Raw genomic sequence first — 23,302 nt, forward strand, 5'->3', positions numbered from 1 at the left:
TTTGGGAGGAGATTAATAGCATGTATGCAGGGCTAATAAATGAAGCCAAACTTGCACGTGAAAAAGCGTATACCCCATATTCTAAATTTAAAGTTGGGGCTGCCCTTATGACAAAGAATGGTGCTATATACCATGGCTGTAATGTTGAAAATGCTGCATATTCACTATGTAATTGCGCAGAGCGAACAGCACTGTTTAGTGCTTATGCGGCTGGAGAGCGAGACTTTACTGCTATGGTCGTAATAGCAGACTCACCAAGGCCAGTACCTCCTTGTGGCGCATGTAGACAAGTGATGAGTGAGCTTTGTTCTGAGGATATGCCAGTTATCCTAACTAATCTAATTGGAGAGATTGATACCACAACAGTTAAAGAACTATTGCCAGGTGCTTTTTTAGCTAATGATATTAAAATTGACAAGGGAGAGATAATTGATGAATTATGATTTGGCCCGTTTTATTGATCATACGACTTTGAAAGCAGATGCAACAAAAAATGAGATTCTTTTGCTATGTCAGGAAGCAATTGAATACGGTTTTTTCTCTGTATGTGTAAATCCTACATGGGTGAAGTTAGCGTATGAACAATTACAAGGTACAAATGTTAAAGTATGTACAGTTGTTGGCTTCCCTCTAGGTGCATCAACCTCAGAAGTAAAAGCATTTGAAACAAAAGATGCGATAGCTAATGGGGCAACTGAAATAGATATGGTCATTAATATTGGAGCATTAAAAGCAGGCAACCTCGAACTTGTTGAAAAAGATATTAGGGTAGTTGTTGATGCAGCTACAAATAAAGCATTAGTAAAAGTGATTATCGAAACAAGCTTATTAACAAATCAGGAAAAGGTAACGGCTTGTGAGATTGCAGTTAGAACTGGTGCTGATTATGTAAAAACTTCAACTGGATTCTCGACAGGAGGAGCGACAGCTTCTGATATTAGCTTAATGAGGAAAGTCGTCGGTCCGTCAATTGGGGTAAAGGCCTCAGGTGGCGTTAGGGATAAAGCAACTGCGATCGAATTAATCGAAGCGGGGGCATCAAGAATTGGAGCAAGTGCAGGAGTTGACATAGTTAAGGCATAGTTCAAGATTTATCTCAATATACTAATAACAGGACACCCCTTATCATTATTTTAGATAATTAAGGGGTTAATTCTGCTTAGGGCAGTATGAGACTTGTTAAAGTAGGACAAGTGTGTAAATAAGTCTAGGGAGTTAATATTATGAGTGAAATAACGAAACCATCAATAGATATAGATATAGAGATTGAAAACTTTAATCAAAACTTTGACCCAGCGCACCCTTACATTAGAGCAACTCATATTAAAAATTGCGAGATTAAAAATCTCGACATAGACGGAATTGAGTTTGAAAATACTATTTTTAGTCATGTCACATTTAAGGATGTTTCTTTTGAAAAAATTTTCTTGCGAGATGTACAATTTAACTCATGTGATTTATCACTAGCCAACTTTAATCAAACGACAATGCAACGTGTTGAATTTAATAATTGTCAATTAACGGGTATTACAATGGCTGATGGGCGTTTACAAAATGTATTGTTTAATCAATGTAACTTAAGATTAGCAGGATTGGGCTATACGATGAAGAAATATGTGCATTTTATCGAATGTCTACTTAACGAAGTTGACTTCTACCATAGTAAGTGGTCCAATATTTTCTTTGAAAAATGTGAATTAACAGGGGCGAATCTTTCAAATACGAAATTAAAAGGGATTAATTTAAGTGATTCAAGCTTCGACTATCTAACTGTTAGAACGGCAGACCTATACGGTTGTATTGTAAATCCAATTCAAGCACAGCAACTATCAGCTTTACTTGGTTTAATCATTAAATAATTGTGAATTTCACGGTAATACTAGGTAGTTTGTTAGAGGTGCTTAGCCCTGCGTCTTCTTGACAATATCTTTGTTTAGTGATTATATTAAGTATATATACTAATTAAAAATAGACTCCAAAACAATACAGTTGTAATATAGGTAAAGTCTAAAATTAATCATGTACTTTAATTGTTAGCGCTTACACCGAGGAGGTTTATGAATGAATAGAATCGTCATAGTAGATGATGAACAATTTGTAAGAAAAGGAATTATTGCATTGATAGACTGGGAAAAGATCAATTATCAAGTGGTTGGAGAAGCTAGTAACGGTGAAGATGCTTTAGAGTTGATCTTGGAAGAAAAACCAGATGTCGTTTTAACGGATATTCGTATGCCTGTATTTGATGGATTAAAATTAATAGAGAAAGTAAAAGAGCTAGCAATTAAAGTACCGAAATTTATTATTATTAGTGGGTATAATGATTTTGAATATGCACAGCGAGCAGTCCGCTTAGGTGTGACTGATTTTATTTTAAAACCAATTGACAAAGATGAGCTCGAAAAGACTTTTATGGATTTAACACCAATTATTGAACGTGAGTACCTTGAAGAGCAAGCGAATCAGCGCTTTGTAAATTTCAGTCTTTATCAACGTGTTATAGTTGAAGGTAATGAGCCAACACCACAAGAGCTAGCTGTGTTGACAGAAGATATAGATAAAAGAAATTGTTATTTAATCATAGATATTCAACAGAACCAGATAAGAGATAAAATAGATGAACAAATTAATCGTGCGATTTCTGACTTTATAGGTGATCCATTTGTTTTTATCCATCCTTTTGAACATGATAATTTCGGTGTAATACTTCAAGAAAAACATCTTCCGCAGAATGTAAATGAAGCCACATGGTTCTTATCACGTCTAAAATCACATTTAGAAAAGGAAATTGGAAACAAGGTATTCTTATTTGCTGGTGAAATTAAAGAAGGCTTAAGCGGCTTAATTGAGTCTTATCAAACGGCGTTAATTACGAGTGAGCGTCGTTATATCCAGCTAGAAGATCATCCATTAATGTACAATGATGATATTGCCAAAAACCATGCTGAGAACAAACCTTTGGATTACAAATTAGTGACAGAATTAATTGAAAAAATTGAAGAAAACAAGCCGAAGGAAATTAGAAAACAGGTTGAGAAGTGGGTCGCGGAAGTCCAAAACTTTGGTGTATCTATTGACTCTGTAAAGATGTTCCTGTTTCAACTAGAGAAGAAACTAGAATCTACTATTCATCAATTAGCTGGTGAAGAAAATTCAGAAAATGAACTCATATCATTAATAGAATTATTTGAACAGAAGAAAACTTTATTAGAATTAAAGCAAGAGTTAGAAGTCTACGCTATTAAAGCTGGAGAAATCCTCTGTAGGTTAAGTAAAGAACGATTCAATGGGGATATCTATAAGGTTAAGCGTTACATTGATAAACACTATAATGAAAACTTAACATTAAAGAAAATAGCTAGTAAGTTTTATATGAACCCAGTATATCTAGGACAACTATTTAAGAAGACTTATGGTGTTTATTTTAAAGACTATTTATTAGAAGTGAGAATTGAAAAGGCAAAGCAAATTTTACGTCAGACGGATATGCGAATTTATGAAGTAGCTGAAAAAGTAGGATTCGGAAGTCCAGATTACTTCGTGACACAATTTGAGAAGATGGAAGGAAGCACACCATCTAAATATCGCCAGAGAATTATTAATTAACAGACAATTGAATAATTAAAATAAAATCCGAACAGATTATGAACTGCCCCCTGTCAAGTAGACAGGGGGCAGTTCAATAATCGTTCGGATTTGTTTTTTTATATATTAAGAGGCTGAGTTATGTCCCAGCCTCTTAATGATTTATTTAAAATTATTTTTTAGGATCGTACACAAAGTAGTCGAAATCAGCATGTAAATTCTCACCAGATGTATCTTGAACAGCCATTCCAACGAAGGCACCAGTGAAGAATCCACCACCTTGAATATAGTCATCAGATAATTTATATGACTTGAATACAGGGCCAATTGCTTGCCAGTTTTCACCGTCTAAGCTATATGAATACTGATAATCGTTATAATCTACTTCTACACGTAAGTACACTGCGCTATCATCTTGAGGAAGGATTACTTCAGAACCTTTGATTGGTTGAGCAAAGCTCGTGTTATCCATTGTCATAATATCTAGGATACGTCCTTTTTCCTCATGATAAGTAACGTTAAGGTATGTCCAGTTTTCAGTGTTATAGTAGTTAACTAAACCAGCAGCTTGTTGGAATGTCTCTGGATTAAATTCAACTTTAGTTTCAGCTGTAAACTGGAAGTCTTGCCAACGACGAGCAACCAATGCTTGTGTAAACAGAGATGTTAATGATTCACGTCCACGAATACGTAAATGACCTGGTCTTTCTTTTAATGTAACAATATCTTCACCAAGTGGAATACGTAATGTTTGGAAGTCTAATGGTAAGCTATCACCATCGAAATCTTCTTTAACTGGGACTGGATCAAATGGTTGTTCTTCAATTTTTGGTCCTTCAATTTCATCTTTAGGATAGTTTCCACCCTCGATATATGGCCAGCCATCTTTCCACTCTAAGCGTTGGATTGCTGTTTCACGGCCTAATGGACAATATCCACGTGGATCTAGTAATGGATCTGTTTCCTTCGGTAGTACACGACCCGTTAAGTGAACAAAGAACCACTCATCAGTATGTGTATGAAGGATCGAACCGTGACCTGCCTTTTGTAACGTAATTCTTGGATGTGCAAATGATGAGATCAACGGATTCTCTGGGTGAACTTCATATGGACCATCAACATTTTTCGAACGTGCAATTGTTGCTTGGTGATCATATTTAGTTCCACCTTCAGCTGTTAATAAGTAGTAGTATCCATCAATATAGTATTGGTGTGGTGCTTCTACAAGCTTAACATCTGTTCCTTTGAAAATAAGTTTCTTCTCACCTACTAATTTTTGTTGCTCATGATCGTATTCTTGCATGATGATACCATAGAAGTTATGGTGTCCTTCACGGTGATCCCAGTACATGTTAGTTAAGTATTTTTTACCTGTATTTGGGTCGTGGAATAGAGATGGGTCAAATCCTGAGCTATTTAAGCGAATTGGCTCAGACCACTCACCATCGATAGTTTCACAAGTTGTTAGATAGTTAGTTACATCTTTCCAGTTTCCATCAGTTACTTTAACGTCTGAATAGATTAACCAGAATTGATTATCATAGTATGATAGTTGTGGAGCCCAAACACCACCAGAGTTAGGGTTTCCTTTCATATCTAACAATGATGTGCGATTTAATGGTCGCGAAACTAACTTCCAATTTTTAAGGTCTTTCGAGTGATGAATACTTACTCCAGGGAACCATTCAAAAGTAGATGTAGCAATATAATAGTCTTCCCCCGCTCTACAAATACTTGGATCTGGGTTAAATCCTGTCAAAATAGGGTTTTGAATTTTCAATTAAACAACCTCCATTATTTCCATAATCTAAATTTACCAGCTAATGATAGCAAACTAAAGAAGTATAGGCAGTTATCGTAGTATCTTCTTCCACCAGTACGCAATGGTGTTTCCCAGAACTTCTTAACATAATAGTCACTTAGTTCACCTTCAGTAGCAAGTGATGCCATTGCAAGTGATGCTAGTAAACCGATAGGGTGTAATGATTTTTCTTCAAATGGTTCACCATCAATCTTATAACGACGGTAGTCTTCAACAGGAATATCTTTGAAGAACTTTTGAACCTTTTCGTTTACTTCTACCGGAGTATTCGGATCAGCAAACCACTCATTATCTAAACCAACGTTCATAACAACGCGATATGAATCACTGAAGAAATCTCCAAAACCACGAATATGGTTTGGTGAGCCATCATAAAATGCATATTCAGGCGATAGACCTGTTTCATCATGAGCTGCTAGACGTATGTAATCACGACTTGCTTTAGCAGCTTCTTTCCAAAATGGTCGATCCTCTTCTGCAGCCATTTCAGCAAATAGCTCATAGAAGTGAGGTAAGTGATATGATGGATCAGAAAAATCAACTTCAGGAATGAATTTAATTAATTTGTTATTTGGATCCCACATAGGATGGCCATCGTTATTTTCACCTTTATGGAGACAATCACTTAGTAATTTAGTTGCTTGTTCTGAATAGTTAAATGGTTCCTCACGATCACCCCATCGTTTTGAAGCGAAATAAAGTGCCATAGCAAAATATTCTTCTCCATCTGGAGCTGGTCCGTGAGCGTTCTTTGTTCCATCAAGTTGGCATGACCATGCAAAGTAACCTTTATGCAAGCCTTCATCCATATACATATATTTCTTAGACCATTTCCAAATACGGTCAAATACATCTTGACGATCCATCTGAACAGCCATCATCATACCGTATGATTGACCTTCAGTTCTAACGTCATTATTACCGGTATCAACCATGTACCCCATGTCGTCATCTGTTTCAAAGTAAATTTGAGTTTCAGGATACTTATCTGTAAATAGTCGATCCCAAGTATCTTGAACCTTAGCCTCAACGTCTTTTTCATCAATACCTAATTCTACAAATAGATTTCGGTATTCATTTGTATAGTAGGCTCCTTTTCTCATTTCATTACCTCCTTATGTTAAGTTTGATAGAGAATAATCGCTTAAATCATCTAAAAGTATATTAGCGAGTATAAGCGTTATTAATAAAATTAGTGATATAAAGCTAGCTAACCATTTTATATGATACAAAAGAAAGCGCTTAAATACTAGTATAAACTCTTTAGAATTTAATGCAAAAATTAAAGATTTATCCTAATCTATCTAAAAAACTAAGTTATATAGCTGTAAGGAATATAGTTTCTTAAGAAAGCTATTTAATTCTTCTTTGGTGTAAGCGCTTTTTTAGATGTTATGATGTATATATTATATAGTAGAGATAGGGGTATATTGATGGATAATAGAGTAAAAATGATTATAATGGTTATTATATATGCGCTTGTTTTTCGATTTTATTTATTTAGTGAAGACCGACATGCACTTCACTTTGGATTAGGTGTGGCGATAACGTTTATCTTAATATCTAGATTTCGACATTTTAAAGATCGTCAACTTAATGGCCGTGCATATTTCTTATTAAGCGTTGCATATTATGTAATCTTTACGCTTTATACTTGGTATATTCAACCTATTGTTTCAAGCTGGATTGCTTAATATACAAAGAACCTGAACAAGGAGTAGTTTAATTGAAAAAAATATTAATAAGCTTTATGTTACTGTTAGTATTGTCTGGTTGTACGTTTGGTGGTGTGGGAAATCATGATCCAGATACATTTAAAGTCATGTTTTTATCTAGTGTTCCATTGGATTATCAAGAGCCGCTTCAAAGCTATGTAGAAGAAATTCTAAGTGAAGAGATTGAAGAAGGCTTAAATGTTGAAGTGATTATGACGATGGCAAATTTTGATCGTTTAACTGTTGAAATTGTTAGTCGAGAAGTAGATATGTTTATTGTCGATGGTTGGTTAGATAAGCCTTTATTAGATCCATATGGGTTATTACCACTAGATGAATTTTATGATCTAGTTGATGAAGAGACAAAAACGAATTATGTGGTCGAAAATGAAGAAGGAACAGGCGAGCATTTATATTTAGTGCCATTAAATGAAGGGACCGCGTTTTACGAATTTACTGGTTTTAAAGTTGAAAGTGGATTAGTAACAGGAATTGTTTCTTCTACTCCACATGAACAAGCAGCAAGAAAATTACTAGAAGAATGGTTATAGGAGAGAAGTCAATTGAGTGATAATAATTATGGAATAATATCAACAAGATTTTACCGTGTCGCTGAGTGGATTTGGCGTATGGCATATGTAAATATCCTATGGTTAGGATTTTCATTATTAGGATTAGGTATTTTTGGGATATTCCCAGCTACTGTGGCACTGTTATCAGTGTTAAGAAAATGGTTAACTGGTGAGCCAGATATATCAATTTTCAAGCAGTTTTGGTCGAGCTATAAAGCTGATTTTCTTAAGGCAAATATTCTTGGTTATCTATTAGGTGTGCTAGGATATATTATTTGGTTTAACTATCAATACTTAGGTACGGTTACCGGTACAGAAAGAATTTTCATTTTAATTGGGTGGTATGTCGCCGTCGTTTTATTTATTCTTTTGGCGCTATTTTTATTCCCGGTCTATGTTCATTTTAAAATGCCGTTATTACATTACTTTAGAACAACAATTGTTATTGCGATATCAAGTCCTTTTGCGTTAATTACGCTAGTTATTGCTTTGTACCTGGCGCTAAGACTGTTTTTATTTGTACCTGGATTAATTCCATTCTATTCAATGAGTGTAACTGGTTGGTTAATGATGTGGACATCTGTCCAAGCATTTCGTCGTATTGATCGTAAAAGGGAACGAATTGAAAATAATGAATACTCAATCAAGTATTTTTGGCAGCAAATTAAAAAGAACTTTAAATCTTCAGATGATTAATTGTGAACGAGGCTAGAGGGAGCGGGTTGACTTGAGGAAAATATTACAGTCATTTAATGATTTGAAAATCCGAAATAAGTTTTTAATAATATATTTTTTATCCGTTCTCATGCCTATTATCGTAACGAACTCCGCATTTTATATAGAAATCACAAATCGATTTGTAGGACAAAAGGAAGAAGATATAGATCTGATCTTAAGCCAAGCTCAGCAGGATTTCACGAATATTACTGATCAAGCCGTTGGACTAGCAACCACGCTATATCTTGATAATAGACTATATGATTTCTTTGATAGGGATTATATTTCTCCGATTGAATATATCGAATCGTTTAATCAAGTGATTCGTCAATTTAATACATCAACACCATTATATAATTCTGTGGCTGATCTTAATTTTTATACAGATAACCCGACTATTTTGCGTGCCGGTAGAATAGTCGAACTATCAGACGCTGTTAGAGAAAACGAGTGGTATAACAAGATGAAATTGTCGAATCATCCATATGTATATATGGGGATCGATGCTGATAACTCGCTAGAAATGTCTGTATTTATAGAGTTAGATTATTATTACCTATATAATCAGTATGAAAAATTTATTCAAATTGATATAAATCCTGATGCGATCAGTAAAGCGTTAAATAATGTCACCCTACAAGGTGATTTTTATCTAGTGAATCAAGACTCAATGATTATCTACTCGAGTAATCCTTCGATTAATTGGGAAAATGAACCACTATCATTTGATAGGAATCAGTTCTCTGAAAGATATATTATTAAGAGTCGAGGATTACATGATCGTTATTTTGATGATTGGGAGATTATCGCTGTGGTCGACTCGTCTGAGTTTACTAGTGAGTTGATTGAGTCAAGTCAATTAATTATCATTTTAAGTCTATTCAATTTAATCTTACCAACAATTGTGATTGTATATATTTCAAGGTCGTTCCATTCTCGTTTAGAGAACATTGTTGTGCACATGAAGGATATAGAAAAACATAATTTTGAAGAATATCCATATGTGAATTCAAAAGATGAAATTGGTCAATTAACGCGACAAATAAATCGGATGACTCGACAGATTAATAAGCTATTTAATGAAGTATTTAGAGCTAATATTGAGAAAAAAGATTTAGAGATTAAAGAAAAACAAGCGCAACTAAGTGCGCTGCAAAGTCAGATTAATCCGCATTTCCTATTTAACTCATTAGAAACAATTCGTATGAGGAGCCTAATTAAGGGGGAAAAGGAAACAGCTGCAATTATTGAAAATATGGCTGGAATCTTCCGAAACTCATTAACTTGGGGTAGAGATTGGGTGACGGTTAAGGAAGAGGTTCATTTAATTAAGTCATTTTTAGAGATTCAAGCATATCGCTTTGGTGATAAATTAGTCTATAGTGTTGAAGTTGATCCTGATATTAGTGAAGTAGCTATTCCTAACTTATCGTTTTTACCGTTTGTTGAAAATGCAAGTATTCACGGTATAGAACCATTAAAAGAGCAGGGATCAATTCATATTTCTATCTTCCGTGAAGGTGAGGAAATAGTCTTTACTATAACAGACAATGGCGTTGGAATTCCGCCAGAGAGGTTGGCATTAATAGAATCTCAGTTAGAGAATGAACAAGATATGGGGGAAAGTGTAGGTATTCAAAACGTATACTATCGCTTAAAGCTTTACTATCGAGATATGTTTAAATTTAAAATATCTACAGAAGTGAATCAAGGAACAACAATTAGAATTCACTTACCAATTGAATCAAATCAAATATAATTAGATTTATATTAAGCCGATCACACTAGTGTTAATTAGTGTAGGTCGGCTTTTCTTATAAAGGAATATACTTTTTGAGTAGTTAAAGGCTAGCTATCATGAAAATTCAAACGGCTTTTTGTATGGGTGAATATGTTTAGGCGAAAGCAGGTCATAATTAAGATCTAATAGGTGCAATATTAAATTAACTAAGTAACTTTAAGTTTATATTTCAAATCGTTACAGCTATGTGACAACAAAATAGGCATAATTAACTACATGGATTCTCTTGGAATATAAAACTATGAGTCTAACGAACTATATTTATAGTAAGAATCTATAGTTAATATTTAACGCCTATATTTTTTAGGGTTACCCCTTTAGTTTGTACTGGTGATATTTTTGGTTCGGAACGATATAATGAAAGTGCTTTCATTTAAGAAAGCTAAAAACTTTAAAGTGAGAAAGGGGTAGTAAAGTGTTTAAAAAGAAATCATTATTACTGTTATTGATTATCGGTCTACTCGTGTTCTTTGTAGCATGTGGCGACGATAGCGATAACAAAGTAAGTACCGATGATGAGCCAGGTACTGCAGAAACAAAAGATGATGAAACAAAAGATGATGGAGCTGAAGATGAAGGTCTTGGCTACACAACAGATCCACAAGTTGAGTACCATTACTTCGTTGGAGCTACTGGACAAGATATCAATACTAAAGATACTTTCCTTGGACAGAAGTTCTTAGAAGAAACAGGAGTTAGCTTCCAAGTTGAATACCTTGTAGGGGATTTAATGGAGAAGTTAGGTGTTATGGTTGCAGGTGGAACATATCCTGACCTAATCGTTCCTGACCACGGTATTGAAATGATGTTAGACGCTGGAGCTTTCATTCCTTTAAATGATTTATTAGAAGAGCATGGTCCAAACCTTCTTGAAGTTTATGGCCCATATCTAGATCGTATTACAATGACTGACGGTAATATTTACTACTTACCATTCGGAGTAAACGTTAACGAGTATATTCCAGATCCAAACATCAACCAAGGTGCTTTCTGGGTACAACGTGACGTATTACGTGTAAACGACTATCCGAAAATTACTACTGTTGATGAGTTATTCGAATTAATCACAGCTTATGCTGATGAGAATCCACAAATCGACGGCATGAACACAATTCCGTTCACAGGTTTAACTTATGATACAAACTGGTTTACATTCTCAAACATCCCTAACCACTTAGCTGGTTTTCCGAACGACGGTGGTGTTCAAGTAGATATGGAAACTCATGAAGCTACTGTATATGGTGACTCTGATGTTGCATATGAGTGGTTGAAGAAACTAAACGAACTTAACGCTGAAGGCTACTTAGACCAAGAAATGTTCGTTATGAACTTAGACGACTTCTTAGCTAAAGTATCTTCAGGACGTGTACTTTCATTCTTTGCTTATGGATGGCAATTTGGTTCAGCTAGAACAGCTCTTGAAGAGTTAGACGAGCCATACCGTGAATTTGTACCACTTCCAATTGTAATTGAAGAAGGTATCGAAGATCAGTATCTAGATCCACCAGCATTCGTACAAAACCGTGGTGTTGGTATCAGTGTTAACGCTGATAACCCAGAAAGAATTATTCAATTCTTAGATAACTTGGTTAGAGAAGAAAACCAAAAACTTATCAGCTGGGGTAACGAAGGTGAGCACCACGAAGTTGATGAAAATGGAATGTTCTACCGTACAGAAGAGCAAGTTGAACTTGTTGCTGACCAAGACTTCCGTCTAGAGTATGGTATGACTACATTTGAGTGGGACTGGCCACGTCTTCAAGGTTCACTTAAAGATGGAAACGCCCTATTACCATCTGCTCAACCAGCAGTTGCTGCTCTAGAGTATGACGAATATGATAAAGAAGTACTAGGTGCTTATGGAGTTGAAACATACTCACAATTATTCGCAGAGCCACAAGATCGTCCTTGGTACCCAGCATGGAGTGCAAACGTTCCTGCGGGATCTGAGCCAGCATTATTCGACGAGAAAGCTCAAGAAGTTACTAAGCGTCACTATCCACGTATTGTGTTAGCTGACCCTGCTGACTTCGAAAAAGAGTGGAATGACTTTAAAGATGCATACCGCTCAATTGAATATCTAGATGAGTATGAAGCATTCTTTACTGAGACTGTTAAGAACCGTGTAAACGGTATCTGGCAATTTGACTAATTGATTAGGTGATAAGGCTATGGCAAGCTCAAGCTTGCCATAGGCCTTATTTTAAAAGGAGAAATTCTATACTAATTGTAACCATAGTCTATTTTGAGTCATTAATTTGGAAAAATAGACAAGTGTTGATCATAGGATTTACTCAACTAAAGGCGATATGGGTTCAGGCATCTTAGATTTTCAGCAATATAAGATAGAGATAGTCGCGGTCGAGCTAATCACAGTGATAGATTACTTGCTGTTTAATAGTAGGTAGGTTTATTTTTCTAAATTAATGAATACATTACGTAGAGAGCATTTCAAGGAGGTCGAATATTTTGGCACAACCAGTTAATCCTTTGGGCGAAGTAAAGGGCACAAAACGAAAAGGTCAAAGGAGAACATTTAAAGAATTCATCAAAGTATGTAAAGATCAAAAAGAACTACTTATAATGACAGTTCCGTTTCTAATATGGTTATTTATTTTTAAATATTTACCGTTAACGGGCTGGGTAATGGCATTCCAAAAATTCAAACCAGCACGTGGTATGTTTGATCAAGAGTGGGCAGGATTTGATCACTTTAAACTCTTATTTAAAGATCAACGTTTCCTAGAGATATTACGTAACACGTTAGCAATGAGTTTTATTAACTTAGTTTTAGGATTTGCAACAGCAATTGCACTTGCGATCTTACTAAATGAAATTCGAAACTTAAAGTTCAAACGAGTTGTTCAAACAATTAGTTACATGCCACACTTCTTATCATGGGTTGTTGTTGCTGGACTAGTTTCTCAAGCTTTATCAATGGAAGATGGAATTATCAACGTTTTACTTATGAATTTAGGTCTCATTGATGAACCAATCATGTGGATGGGGATTGGTAAGTATTTCTGGGGTATCATTGGTGCATCTGACGTTTGGAAGAACGTTGGTTGGAACTCAATCATTTATCTAGCCGCGATTACTTCAATCGACCAAGAGCAGTATGAAGCTGCTGATATTGATGGTGCAACAAGACTACAAAAAATTCGTTACATCACATTACCAGGAATTAAATCGGTCTTTATTGTCCTCCTAATCATGAACCTTGGTTATGTACTTGAATCTGGATTTGAAGCACAATATCTATTGATGAACCCAATGAACATGGATTATGCGGAGAATATAGATATTTTCGTACTACGATATGGTATATCAATGGCAAACTTCTCGTTAGCAACTGCTGCGGGTATGTTTAAGACAGTAGTAAGCTTTATTTTCTTGTTCACTGCGAATAAGATTTCTGCAAAACTCGGAGAAGCAAGATTATTCTAGAGGAGGGTCATCATGGATTTTTTGAAAAAATTATCAGGTAAAAGACGAGGCGTCGATGATCTCGTTTTTGATACAGTAAACTTAATCATTATGTTGTTATTAATCGTTGTGATGTTATATCCAATGCTTAATACGCTGGCGATTTCATTTAACTCAGCTACAGACACGGTTAGAGGTGGCATCAGACTCTGGCCAAGACAATTTACTACGTATAACTATCAACACGTTTTTGAAAATGCACAAGTATTACGTGCTGGATTAACCTCAGTATTAAGAACAGTAATCGGTACAGCAACAGGTGTATTCGCTGCTGCGTGTGTTGCTTATGCAATTTCAAGAGAGCACTTTGTATTACGTCGTTTTACAACTATCATATTTGTATTAACGATGTATATGAACCCAGGTCTAATCCCGACGTATTTATTACACCGTGATTTAGGTTTAATCGGTACTTTCTGGATCTATATTATTCCAAGTTTAATTGGTGTATTTAACATTATCGTTATCCGTTCATTTATGGAAAACGTTCCGAAATCATTGTTTGAATCAGCTCAAATGGATGGAGCTGGAGACTTTGTTCAGTTCTTCAAAATAGCGTTACCTTTATCAATTCCGGTTATTGCAACAGTATCACTATTTATTGCTGTTGGACAATGGAACCAATGGTTTGACGTATTTATTTACAACTCGTCAATTCCAGAATTAAGTACATTACAGTATGAGCTTATGAAGGTTCTAAGTAACTCCAACGCCGCATTCAACTCCGGTGGAGACATGCAAGGTGCAATGCAAGCCGCAACAGCAGGGGTTGTTGAAACTGTTACACCACAGGCAGTTCGTGCAGCAATGACAATTGTGGTATCCGTACCAATTATCTGTGTGTATCCATTCTTACAAAAGTACTTTGTAAAAGGTTTAACAATTGGTGGGGTAAAAGGTTAAGATTAATAAAATATATAGAAGCGTCATGGCAAATTGCCTTGGCGCTCTGTTTTTATCTAAAGATTAGCAATCATATTGGTGTTAATTAGTTTTATAATAAAGTAAGATAATAGAAGAACAACTATGAATATACTTATCTGAGGAGGAAAATATAAGTGGTTAAATTTAGAGCATCAGAAAGAATGGTAGACATGCTTTCTGAGGAAATGTTAACAAGCTATCGTGCTTGGCTACAGTATGAGCCGATAGAAGATCAATCTTATGCATCTAATGTAAGTGCTTACTTAAAGAATGTGGCGGTTAACTTAGATTGTGATGAAATAATTGATAACGCTTTAATTGAGTGGCAGACAGCATTAGGATCAATGTTACAAATGAATTCGGCTGTTGATGTTGGATCAGAATTAGATCAAGGACTTATCCTAAAGCTTGATGCTAGCTATCAAGAAGATACTTACACGATTGATTCATCTGAAAACCTATTAACACTAACAGGTGGCTCATCACGAGCAATTCTATATGGAATCTTCCATGTTCTACGATTAATTCAACAACGTAAATCATTAGATAATCTATCAATTAAGGAAACACCTAAAAATAAAATCCGCATGATCAATCATTGGGATGATATGGATGGCTCTGTTGAACGTGGTTATGCTGGCGAATCTTTCTTTTTTAAAGACTATAAATTTATTAAAGATAGACAGAGAATTCATGATTATGCACGTTTATTGAGCTCAGTTGGTATTAACGCTTTGACGATTAATAATGTCAATGTTCATAAAATCGAAACAGAACTTGTAACTGACACATATTTGGCTGATGTTAAATTAACTTCAGATATCTTTAACCAATACGGAATTACCATGTATCTAAGTATTAATTATGCAGCACCAATAGAATTAGGTGTACTTGACACAGCAGATCCACTAGACGAAAATGTCATTGCTTTTTGGGAGAAGACTGCAAAACGAGTTTATGAGGTTGTACCTAATTTAGGTGGATTTTTAGTTAAAGCAGACTCTGAGAACCGTCCAGGACCATTTACTTACAATCGTGACCATGCTGAAGGTGCAAATATGCTAGGGAAAGCTCTTGAACCATATGGTGGAATTGTAATCTGGCGTTGTTTTGTTTACAACAACAAACAAGACTGGCGTGATCGTAAAACAGATCGTGCGCGAGCTGCTTATGATCACTTTAAACCGTTAGATGGTAAATTTAATGATAACGTTGTCTTACAAATTAAAAATGGACCAATGGATTTCCAAGTGCGTGAACCAGTATCACCGTTAATTGGTGAATTGAAAGATACGAATCAATTCTTAGAGTTCCAGATTGCTCAAGAGTACTTAGGACAGCAACGTCACTTAGTTTATTTAATCCCACAGTGGAAAGAAGTATTAGAGTTTGACACGTATGCTAAAGGAAAAGGCACGAAGGTTAAGGATATTGTTAGTGGTGAAGTTTTTGACAATAAAATTGCTGGTATCGTAGCTGTTTCGAATGTTGGGATTGATTATAACTGGACGGGTCATACGATGGCTCAATTAAACCTATATGGCTACGGTCGATTAATTTGGAACCCAGACTTAACGGCTGAAGAGATTGCAATGGAGTGGATTAAGCAAACATTTGGTCATGATCCACAATTAATTGAAACAATTATGAAGATGGTTATGCCGTCTTGGGAAGCATATGAAAACTATACATCACCATTAGGAATTGGTTGGATGGTTAATGTGAGCCACCATTACGGACCAAATATTGATGGTTATGAATATGATATGTGGGGCACGTACCACTATGCAGATCGAAATGGTATTGGTGTAGATCGAACAATCGCTACTGGAACAGGCTATACAGGCCAGTACTATAAAGAGAACCAAGAACTTTATGAATCTATTGAAACATGCCCAGATGAGCTATTATTATTCTTCCACCATGTACCATATACACATGTACTACAAAGTGGGAAAACAGTTATTCAACACATTTATGACACCCATTTTAAAGGTGTTGAGCAGGTAGAAGAAATGATTGAACACTGGACAAGCCTAGAAGATAAAATTGATCAGAGACGCTATCAAGATGTTAAAGAGCGCTTAGAGCATCAGTTATGGTCAGCTAAAGAATGGCGCGATACAATTAATACTTACTTTTACCGTAAGTCAGGCATTGCCGATGAGCATAATCGAAAAATATATTAATTAGGAGGTATTAGCTTTGAAAATGACATTTAGATGGTATGGAAGAGACGATCACATTCCTCTTCCATACTTTAAACAAGTACCAGGCGCAACAGGGGTAGTCGGTGGTATTTTCCATATCCCTGCTGGTGAAGATTGGCCAGAAGAAGATGTAAAAAATTTAGTTGAGCAAGCTAACGCAGCAGGTTTGGAGCTTGAGGTAATTGAAAGTGTTAACGTTCATGATGATATTAAATTAGGTCTACCATCTCGCGATCGCTATATTGAGAACTATAAATCAACGATGCGTACATTAAGTAAATACGGTATTAAAGTTATCTGCTATAACTTTATGCCGATTTTCGATTGGACAAGATCAGATTTAGCTATGCCATTAGAGGACGGGTCTAATGCATTAGCTTACGAGCGAGATAAAGTCGAAGGAATTGATCCTAATGAGCTAATTAAGAACATTTTAGAGGGCTCTAAAGGTCATGCTATGCCTGGCTGGGAGCCAGAAAGATTAGCGGGAATTAAGAAGTTATTCGAACAATATGAAGGTATGACTGAGGAAAGATTATTTGATAATCTAGTATACTTCTTAGAGCAAATTATCCCGGTAGCAAAAGAGTGTAATATCCGAATGGCTATTCACCCGGATGATCCACCTTGGTCAGTATTTGGATTACCTAGAATTGTGAAAAACGACGCCGATTTAGAACGAATTATCAAGGCTGTTGATGAGCCTGAAAACGGTCTAACACTATGCTCTGGTTCACTCGGTGCAAATCTAGATAATGATTTAGTTGCTATTTTTGATAAATATACAGCAATGGATCGAGCGCCATTCCTTCATATCCGAAATGTTAAACACAATGAAAAAGGCGATTTCCATGAGGTTGCCCATAAAGACGAAACTGGATCAGTAGATGTTAAAGGGATTATTAAAGTTCTACACAAAAATAATTACAAAGGTTATTGGCGTCCAGACCATGGTCGTATGATTTGGGGCGAAGAAGGTCGTCCAGGTTATGGATTATATGATCGTGCATTGGGAGCAAGCTATATTCAAGGTATTTGGGATATTCTAGAGGAGGAAAGGTAAGCATGAAGCCAATACATCATAACTTAAAAGGGAAAGTTGCAGTAGTCACAGGTGGCGGAGGAGTTCTGTGTGGCTCGATGGCTAAAGAATTAGCTAAACATGGAATGAAAATTGCAATCCTTAATTATCCAAAAGAATATGGCGATCAAACTGCTGAAGCAATCAACGATGCTGGTGGTGAAGCCATTTCAGTATTTTGTGATGTAACAAAGCACGATGTTGTTACGCAAGCTAAAGATGAAGTTATTAAGGCATTTGGACGTGTTGATCTCTTGATTAATGGTGCGGGTGGAAATCACCCTGGTGGATCGACAACAAATGAATATTATAATGAGGCTGACGTAGCGAATGAGGAAGTTAGAAGCTTCTTTGATTTAACAGTTGATGGCTTTAATCATGTGTTTAATTTGAACCTCATGGGTACATTAATTCCTTCTCAAGTATTTACAAAGGAATTATTAAAAACTAAAGGGTCAATTATTAATATGTCATCTATGAGTGCACCATCTCCAATGACAAAAGTTCCAGCATATAGTGCGGCAAAAGCTGGTATCGAAAACTTTACTAAATGGATGGCTGTTCACTTCGGAGAAACTGGAATCCGTGTTAATGCTATTGCACCTGGTTTCTTCTTAACAGAACAAAATCGTCAACTGTTAACAAATGAAGATGGCTCATTTACGCCACGTACGACAAAAATTTTATCACAAACACCTATGAACCGCCTTGGAAAACCTGAAGATCTCCACGGTGCACTATTATGGTTAGCTGATGATGAGTATAGTGGGTTTGTTACTGGTATTAGCGTGCCAATTGATGGTGGATTCATGGCATACTCAGGCGTTTAGGAAGGGGTTCAATCAAGATGCTAACTGCATTAAAAAGAGATAAATTAGTAGCTATATTTAGAAAGGTGCCAAATGCAGCTGCGATTGAAACGGCTAAAGCAGTTGTTCGTGGCGGGATTAATTTTATTGAAATAACTATGGATGCACCAAATGCCGACCTACAAATAAAAGAGGTTAGTAGTTACTTCAAAGGTGAAGACGTATTTGTTGGTGCTGGAACCGTATTAAGTGTTGAAATGGCTAAAAAAGCAATTGAAGCAGGTGCGCAATTCTTAGTGTCACCTAACTTAGATGAAGCAGTAGTTAAATACTGCCAAACACAAAATATTCCGATGTTCCCAGGTGTACTCACACCAACTGAGGCAGAACGAGCTAATCAACTAGGTTGCTCTTTTGTTAAGATTTTCCCAGCTGGATCAATGGGAGCGTCATATATTAAGAACTTAAAAGGCCCACTCAGCCATATCGATTTTATGGCAACTGGTGGTGTGAATTTAGATAACATCCAATCGTTCATTAAGAATGGTGCTGCTGCTATTGGATTAGGCAGTCAACTAGTTGATTTAAATAAAATTAATGATGGTAATTTTGAGTCAATCGAATCAGTTGCAAAGCAATACAGAGAGCTTGCAAAGGGTGTTTCCAATGACTGATGTTGTAACTTTAGGCGAAACAATGGTTTTATTTCAACCGAGTTCGCAAGGTAAAATTACAGATTCACAATATTTTCTAAAATCAATTGGTGGAGCTGAATCAAATGTCGCGCTAGCATTAGCGCGACTCAACCACCCTGTTCGATGGATCAGTAAATTAGGAAATGATCCATTTGGAAAACTCATTCTAAGAACGTTGCAAGCAGAGAACGTGAATGTTGAGCATGTAATAACAGATAGCGAAAATCCAACTGCGGTCTTTTTTAAAGAAGCAAGACCATTACGTGATCCTGCTGTTTATTATTACAGAAAGCATTCTGCTGCAAGTCATTTATCAGTTGATGACTTTGATGATCAATGGTTATTAGGTGCAAGACATTTACATATGACTGGTATAACACCTGCCTTAAGTCACGACTCCTTTTTATTGACAGAAGCTATCATGAAAAGAGCCCGTGAGCTCGGTCTAACTGTGTCATTTGATCCTAATATCCGTTTTAAACTATGGTCAAAGGAAGAAGCGAAAGAGAAGTTATTAAGGCTTTTACCATATAGTACAATTTTTATGCCGGGCGAAGATGAATTGGCTTTCCTATATCCAGAAGTGGAATCAACAGAGGATGCCGTTAAACAGATTCACGAACTTGGTGTTGATTTAATTGTAATTAAAAAAGGTGAACAAGGTTCTTATGCATCATTAAAAGGCAAAACAATAGCGAAGCCGGCATTCAAAATTGAACATGTTATTGATTCAGTTGGTGCAGGTGATGCGTTTTGTGCAGGCTTATTGCATGAGCTATTAAAAGGGGATTTGAAAAATATCACCTTGTCTCAGTTAGAGTTAGCGTTAGTTACAGCGAATACAATGGGTGCGTATGCGACTCAATTTAAAGGAGATTGGGAAGGCGCCCCAACAGAAGAAGAACTAAACGATTTATTAGGAAAATCAACTCTAATTGACCGCTAGTCATTTTTAATAATAGAAATTATATAAAGGAGACACAGCATGCGTCCTTTTATTCATGATGATTTTTTATTACAGTCAGAAGCAGCTCAATGGATATACCATGATTACGCAAAGAATTTACCGATTATTGATTATCATTGCCACTTGTCACCGGCTGAAATAGCTAATAATCAAAAATATGAAACGATTACTGAAATCTGGCTAGCTGGTGATCACTATAAATGGCGTGCAATGCGTGCGCTAGGTATTAATGAACATTATATAACAGGTGATGCACCTGCTATTGAGAAATTTCAAAAGTGGGCTAGCGTTGTTCCGAAGACAATCGGTAATCCGCTTTACCACTGGACTCACTTAGAATTAAAGCGATATTTTAACATTGATGTTCTATTAAGTGAATCAAATTGGAAGGAAGTTTGGGAGGAAACCAATCGCTTATTACAGCAAGATGATTTCCGTGCCCAAGCATTAATAACCCGATCAAATGTTGAGGCGATCTGTACAACAGATGATCCACTTGACTCACTTGAACACCATGATCGTATTAGACAGAATGATCAATTTAAGACTAAAGTTTTACCAACATTAAGACCTGACAGACTCATTGAAATTGGTGAAGAAGATTTTATAGATTATCTAACTCAAGTTGAACAGCGTTATCAGATTGAAGTAACAAATTGGGACAAAATGAAGCAGCTAGTCGATGAGATTGTAGCATCATTTCATGCTAAAGGCTGTCGACTTGCAGATCACGGTCTCCAACGCCTGCCATTTGTTCGTTCAACAACGATTCGTCTAGAGAGAATTTTATCTAAGAAACGCCTTGGCGAGGATTTATCTCGTTCAGAGATCGATCAGTTTAAAACAGAGATGTTAATCTTATTTGCTCATGCCTATCATCAAAGAAATTGGGTTATGCAATGGCATATTGGAGCAATTAGAAATAATAATCAACGTATGTTTAAACAAATAGGTAAAGATTCTGGTTATGATTCAATAGATGACTTTAATCTAGCTAAATCGCTAAACGGATTGTTGAATGCAATTGATGTAACTGATCAGTTGCCTAAAACAATTATCTATAATTTAAATCCAAATCATAATGAGGTGATAGCTACAGCTATTGGGAATTTCCAATCAGGAGAAGTTGTCGGTAAAGTTCAGTTTGGATCAGGGTGGTGGTTTAACGATCAGAAAATGGGTATGGAACGTCAGTTAAATGATTTAGCGCATTTCGGCATTTTATCTAGTTTTGTTGGAATGTTGACAGATTCAAGAAGTATGTTGTCCTACACTAGACATGAGTATTTCCGTAGAACATTAGCGAATTTATTAGGTGATTGGGTGGAACAAGGCCTTGTGCCAAATGATCGCGAACTGGTTGGTCAAGTCATGAGCGACATTAGTTACTACAATGCTAAACGGTATTTCTCATTCTAAGAATGTAAGCGGTAAATTTATTTTTAAAACTTAGTTAATTCGATAGACTAACTAAGTAAAAGGTGATAGAATAATAGTTGTAAACTACTGAAATTATTAATTAGGAGGTTTTAAGAAATGGCGTATTTTGATAATATCCCAAAAGTACAATATGAAGGTCGTCACTCAGATAACCCATATGCATTTAAGTTCTATAATCCAGAAGAAAAAATCGGTGGCAAGACGATGGAAGAAATCCTTCGTTTTGGTGTAGCATACTGGCACACATTTGTTGCTGATGGAACTGATCCATTTGGCGCAGGTACTGCGATTCGTCCATGGGATCACCTAAAAGGAATGGATTTAGCAAAAGCTCGTGTAGATGCTTCATTTGAATTCTATGAAAAACTAGGTGTACCTTACTTTGCATTCCACGATGTAGATATCGCACCTGAAGGTGATACATTACGTGAATCAAACAAGAACCTTGATGAAATTGTTGCAATGATTAAAGACTACATGAAAGATAGTAAAGTGAAACTACTTTGGAATACAGCAAATATGTTCACTAACCGTCGTTGGACACACGGTGCAGCAACTTCACCAAACGCAGATGTATTTGCTTATGCAGCTGCTAAAGTTAAAAAAGGTTTAGAGGTTGGTAAAGAATTAGGAGCAGAAAACTATGTATTCTGGGGCGGTCGTGAAGGTTACGAATCACTTCTAAATACAGACTTGAAATTTGAGCAAGATAACCTTGCAAGACTATTCCATATGGCTATTGATTACGCTAAGGAAATTGATTTTGACGCTCAGTTCTTAATCGAGCCTAAGCCAAAAGAGCCAACAACTCACCAATATGACTTTGATGTTGCAACAGGAATTGGATTCTTACATCAGTATGGCCTACAAGACCATATCAAGTTCAACATTGAAGCAAACCACGCTACATTAGCAGGACACACATTCGAGCATGAATTACGTGTTGCACGTGAAGCTGGTATGTTAGGATCAGTTGATGCTAACCAAGGTGATACATTATTAGGATGGGATACAGATGAGTTCCCAACAGATCTATATTCAACAACTCTAGCTATGTATGAAATTCTGAAAAATGGAGGCTTAGGCCGTGGTGGATTGAACTTTGACGCTAAAGTACGTCGTGGTTCATTCGAGAAAGAAGATCTATTCCATGCACACATTGCAGGTATGGATGCATTCGCAGTCGGTCTAATTGTAGCGCAAAAGATGATTGATGATAAATTCTTTGAAAATATTATCGAAGAAAGATATGAAACATTCAACTCTGAAATCGGTAAGAAGATTCTTGCAAACGAAACTAACCTTAAAGAGCTTGAAGCGCATGCAATCGACTTGAAAGATATTAATATTCGCTCTGGTCAAGTTGAGAAGATCAAAGCTAGAATTAACCAGTATCTATTAAATATCTAATTATACTTACTAAATCATGCGAATAGTGCTTGGCGCCATTCGCATGATTTATATAGAAGGAGGTTATC

General features: G+C 36.1%; 20 protein-coding genes. 18 read left to right on the plus strand and 2 right to left on the minus strand.

The window, feature by feature from the left end:
• The first annotated feature begins 20 nt into the window (after nt 1-20).
• The 4 genes from cdd to AXY_RS01425 all read left to right on the plus strand — a co-directional run bounded on the left by cdd (nt 21) and on the right by AXY_RS01425 (nt 3,606).
• The gene (cdd, locus tag AXY_RS01410; RefSeq protein WP_015008997.1) at nt 21-443 is read left to right on the plus strand and encodes a cytidine deaminase; all 423 of its coding nucleotides are present in this window, start codon (nt 21-23) and stop codon (nt 441-443) included.
• On the plus strand, nt 433-1,083 hold the full coding sequence (deoC, locus tag AXY_RS01415) for a deoxyribose-phosphate aldolase (RefSeq protein ID WP_015008998.1): 651 nt from the start codon (nt 433-435) through the stop codon (nt 1,081-1,083). Before cdd ends, deoC begins: the two co-directional genes overlap by 11 nt.
• 140 nt (nt 1,084-1,223) lie before the next feature.
• Nucleotides 1,224-1,859, plus strand: a complete 636-nt coding sequence (locus tag AXY_RS01420; protein ID WP_015008999.1) for a pentapeptide repeat-containing protein — start codon at nt 1,224-1,226, stop codon at nt 1,857-1,859.
• Nucleotides 1,860-2,061: 202 nt separating this feature from the next.
• The gene (locus AXY_RS01425; RefSeq protein WP_015009000.1) at nt 2,062-3,606 is read left to right on the plus strand and encodes a response regulator transcription factor; all 1,545 of its coding nucleotides are present in this window, start codon (nt 2,062-2,064) and stop codon (nt 3,604-3,606) included.
• Between the two features lie 151 nt (nt 3,607-3,757).
• Here the strand turns inward: AXY_RS01425 and AXY_RS01430 are convergent, their stop codons facing one another.
• Together AXY_RS01430 and AXY_RS01435 are read right to left on the minus strand one after the other, a co-directional pair.
• Nucleotides 3,758-5,365, minus strand: coding sequence for a glycoside hydrolase family 43 protein (locus AXY_RS01430; protein ID WP_015009001.1), 1,608 nt, complete (start codon nt 5,363-5,365; stop codon nt 3,758-3,760).
• A 14-nt stretch (nt 5,366-5,379) separates the two neighbouring features.
• Nucleotides 5,380-6,510, minus strand: coding sequence for a glycosyl hydrolase family 8 (locus AXY_RS01435; RefSeq protein ID WP_015009002.1), 1,131 nt, complete (start codon nt 6,508-6,510; stop codon nt 5,380-5,382).
• A gap of 330 nt (nt 6,511-6,840) precedes the next feature.
• Here AXY_RS01435 and AXY_RS01440 point away from each other — a divergent pair, with 330 nt between their 5' ends.
• The 14 genes from AXY_RS01440 (at nt 6,841) to xylA (ending at nt 23,234) form a co-directional block, all read left to right on the plus strand.
• A complete protein-coding gene (locus AXY_RS01440) occupies nt 6,841-7,101 on the plus strand; it encodes a hypothetical protein (RefSeq protein WP_015009003.1) in 261 nt (86 codons plus the stop codon).
• Nucleotides 7,102-7,133: 32 nt separating this feature from the next.
• Nucleotides 7,134-7,673 (plus strand): hypothetical protein, encoded by a 540-nt coding sequence (locus tag AXY_RS01445; RefSeq protein WP_015009004.1) that lies wholly within the window; start codon nt 7,134-7,136, stop codon nt 7,671-7,673.
• Between the two features lie 12 nt (nt 7,674-7,685).
• Complete coding sequence (locus AXY_RS01450; protein WP_015009005.1) at nt 7,686-8,390, plus strand: YesL family protein; 705 nt, start codon at nt 7,686-7,688, stop codon at nt 8,388-8,390.
• Between the two features lie 31 nt (nt 8,391-8,421).
• Nucleotides 8,422-10,170, plus strand: coding sequence for a sensor histidine kinase (locus tag AXY_RS01455; protein ID WP_015009006.1), 1,749 nt, complete (start codon nt 8,422-8,424; stop codon nt 10,168-10,170).
• A gap of 457 nt (nt 10,171-10,627) precedes the next feature.
• A complete protein-coding gene (locus AXY_RS01460) occupies nt 10,628-12,364 on the plus strand; it encodes an extracellular solute-binding protein (RefSeq protein WP_015009007.1) in 1,737 nt (578 codons plus the stop codon).
• A 431-nt stretch (nt 12,365-12,795) separates the two neighbouring features.
• Complete coding sequence (locus AXY_RS01465; RefSeq protein ID WP_081585477.1) at nt 12,796-13,659, plus strand: ABC transporter permease; 864 nt, start codon at nt 12,796-12,798, stop codon at nt 13,657-13,659.
• Nucleotides 13,660-13,671: 12 nt separating this feature from the next.
• Complete coding sequence (locus AXY_RS01470; RefSeq protein WP_015009009.1) at nt 13,672-14,601, plus strand: carbohydrate ABC transporter permease; 930 nt, start codon at nt 13,672-13,674, stop codon at nt 14,599-14,601.
• A 206-nt stretch (nt 14,602-14,807) separates the two neighbouring features.
• Nucleotides 14,808-16,811, plus strand: a complete 2,004-nt coding sequence (locus AXY_RS01475) for an alpha-glucuronidase (protein WP_051007543.1) — start codon at nt 14,808-14,810, stop codon at nt 16,809-16,811.
• A gap of 16 nt (nt 16,812-16,827) precedes the next feature.
• Nucleotides 16,828-17,895 (plus strand): mannonate dehydratase, encoded by a 1,068-nt coding sequence (uxuA, locus tag AXY_RS01480; RefSeq protein ID WP_015009011.1) that lies wholly within the window; start codon nt 16,828-16,830, stop codon nt 17,893-17,895.
• A 2-nt stretch (nt 17,896-17,897) separates the two neighbouring features.
• Nucleotides 17,898-18,743 (plus strand): SDR family oxidoreductase, encoded by an 846-nt coding sequence (locus AXY_RS01485; protein WP_015009012.1) that lies wholly within the window; start codon nt 17,898-17,900, stop codon nt 18,741-18,743.
• Between the two features lie 17 nt (nt 18,744-18,760).
• Nucleotides 18,761-19,396 (plus strand): bifunctional 4-hydroxy-2-oxoglutarate aldolase/2-dehydro-3-deoxy-phosphogluconate aldolase, encoded by a 636-nt coding sequence (locus AXY_RS01490; protein ID WP_015009013.1) that lies wholly within the window; start codon nt 18,761-18,763, stop codon nt 19,394-19,396.
• On the plus strand, nt 19,389-20,363 hold the full coding sequence (locus tag AXY_RS01495) for a sugar kinase (RefSeq protein ID WP_015009014.1): 975 nt from the start codon (nt 19,389-19,391) through the stop codon (nt 20,361-20,363). The genes AXY_RS01490 and AXY_RS01495 overlap by 8 nt, the downstream gene beginning before the upstream one ends.
• Before the next feature lie 39 nt (nt 20,364-20,402).
• Nucleotides 20,403-21,803, plus strand: a complete 1,401-nt coding sequence (gene uxaC, locus AXY_RS01500; RefSeq protein ID WP_015009015.1) for a glucuronate isomerase — start codon at nt 20,403-20,405, stop codon at nt 21,801-21,803.
• A gap of 117 nt (nt 21,804-21,920) precedes the next feature.
• Nucleotides 21,921-23,234 (plus strand): xylose isomerase, encoded by a 1,314-nt coding sequence (gene xylA / locus AXY_RS01505; RefSeq protein ID WP_015009016.1) that lies wholly within the window; start codon nt 21,921-21,923, stop codon nt 23,232-23,234.
• The last annotated feature ends 68 nt before the right edge of the window (nt 23,235-23,302 follow it).

Origin of the sequence: Amphibacillus xylanus NBRC 15112, from assembly GCF_000307165.1 — a bacterium.
Classification (GTDB): Bacteria; Bacillota; Bacilli; order Bacillales; family Amphibacillaceae; genus Amphibacillus; species Amphibacillus xylanus.

What these genes read in the sequence shown, in the direction of transcription:
- cdd (WP_015008997.1), top strand. Translation starts at nt 21, where the DNA reads ATGTATGCAGGGCTAATAAATGAAGCCAAACTTGCACGTGAAAAAGCG.
- deoC (WP_015008998.1), top strand. Translation starts at nt 433, where the DNA reads ATGAATTATGATTTGGCCCGTTTTATTGATCATACGACTTTGAAAGCA.
- AXY_RS01420 (WP_015008999.1), top strand. Translation starts at nt 1,224, where the DNA reads ATGAGTGAAATAACGAAACCATCAATAGATATAGATATAGAGATTGAA.
- AXY_RS01425 (WP_015009000.1), top strand. Translation starts at nt 2,062, where the DNA reads ATGAATAGAATCGTCATAGTAGATGATGAACAATTTGTAAGAAAAGGA.
- AXY_RS01435 (WP_015009002.1), bottom strand. Translation starts at nt 6,510, where the DNA reads ATGAGAAAAGGAGCCTACTATACAAATGAATACCGAAATCTATTTGTA.
- AXY_RS01440 (WP_015009003.1), top strand. Translation starts at nt 6,841, where the DNA reads ATGGATAATAGAGTAAAAATGATTATAATGGTTATTATATATGCGCTT.
- AXY_RS01465 (WP_081585477.1), top strand. Translation starts at nt 12,796, where the DNA reads ATGACAGTTCCGTTTCTAATATGGTTATTTATTTTTAAATATTTACCG.
- AXY_RS01470 (WP_015009009.1), top strand. Translation starts at nt 13,672, where the DNA reads ATGGATTTTTTGAAAAAATTATCAGGTAAAAGACGAGGCGTCGATGAT.
- AXY_RS01475 (WP_051007543.1), top strand. Translation starts at nt 14,808, where the DNA reads ATGTTAACAAGCTATCGTGCTTGGCTACAGTATGAGCCGATAGAAGAT.
- AXY_RS01485 (WP_015009012.1), top strand. Translation starts at nt 17,898, where the DNA reads ATGAAGCCAATACATCATAACTTAAAAGGGAAAGTTGCAGTAGTCACA.
- AXY_RS01490 (WP_015009013.1), top strand. Translation starts at nt 18,761, where the DNA reads ATGCTAACTGCATTAAAAAGAGATAAATTAGTAGCTATATTTAGAAAG.
- AXY_RS01495 (WP_015009014.1), top strand. Translation starts at nt 19,389, where the DNA reads ATGACTGATGTTGTAACTTTAGGCGAAACAATGGTTTTATTTCAACCG.
- uxaC (WP_015009015.1), top strand. Translation starts at nt 20,403, where the DNA reads ATGCGTCCTTTTATTCATGATGATTTTTTATTACAGTCAGAAGCAGCT.
- xylA (WP_015009016.1), top strand. Translation starts at nt 21,921, where the DNA reads ATGGCGTATTTTGATAATATCCCAAAAGTACAATATGAAGGTCGTCAC.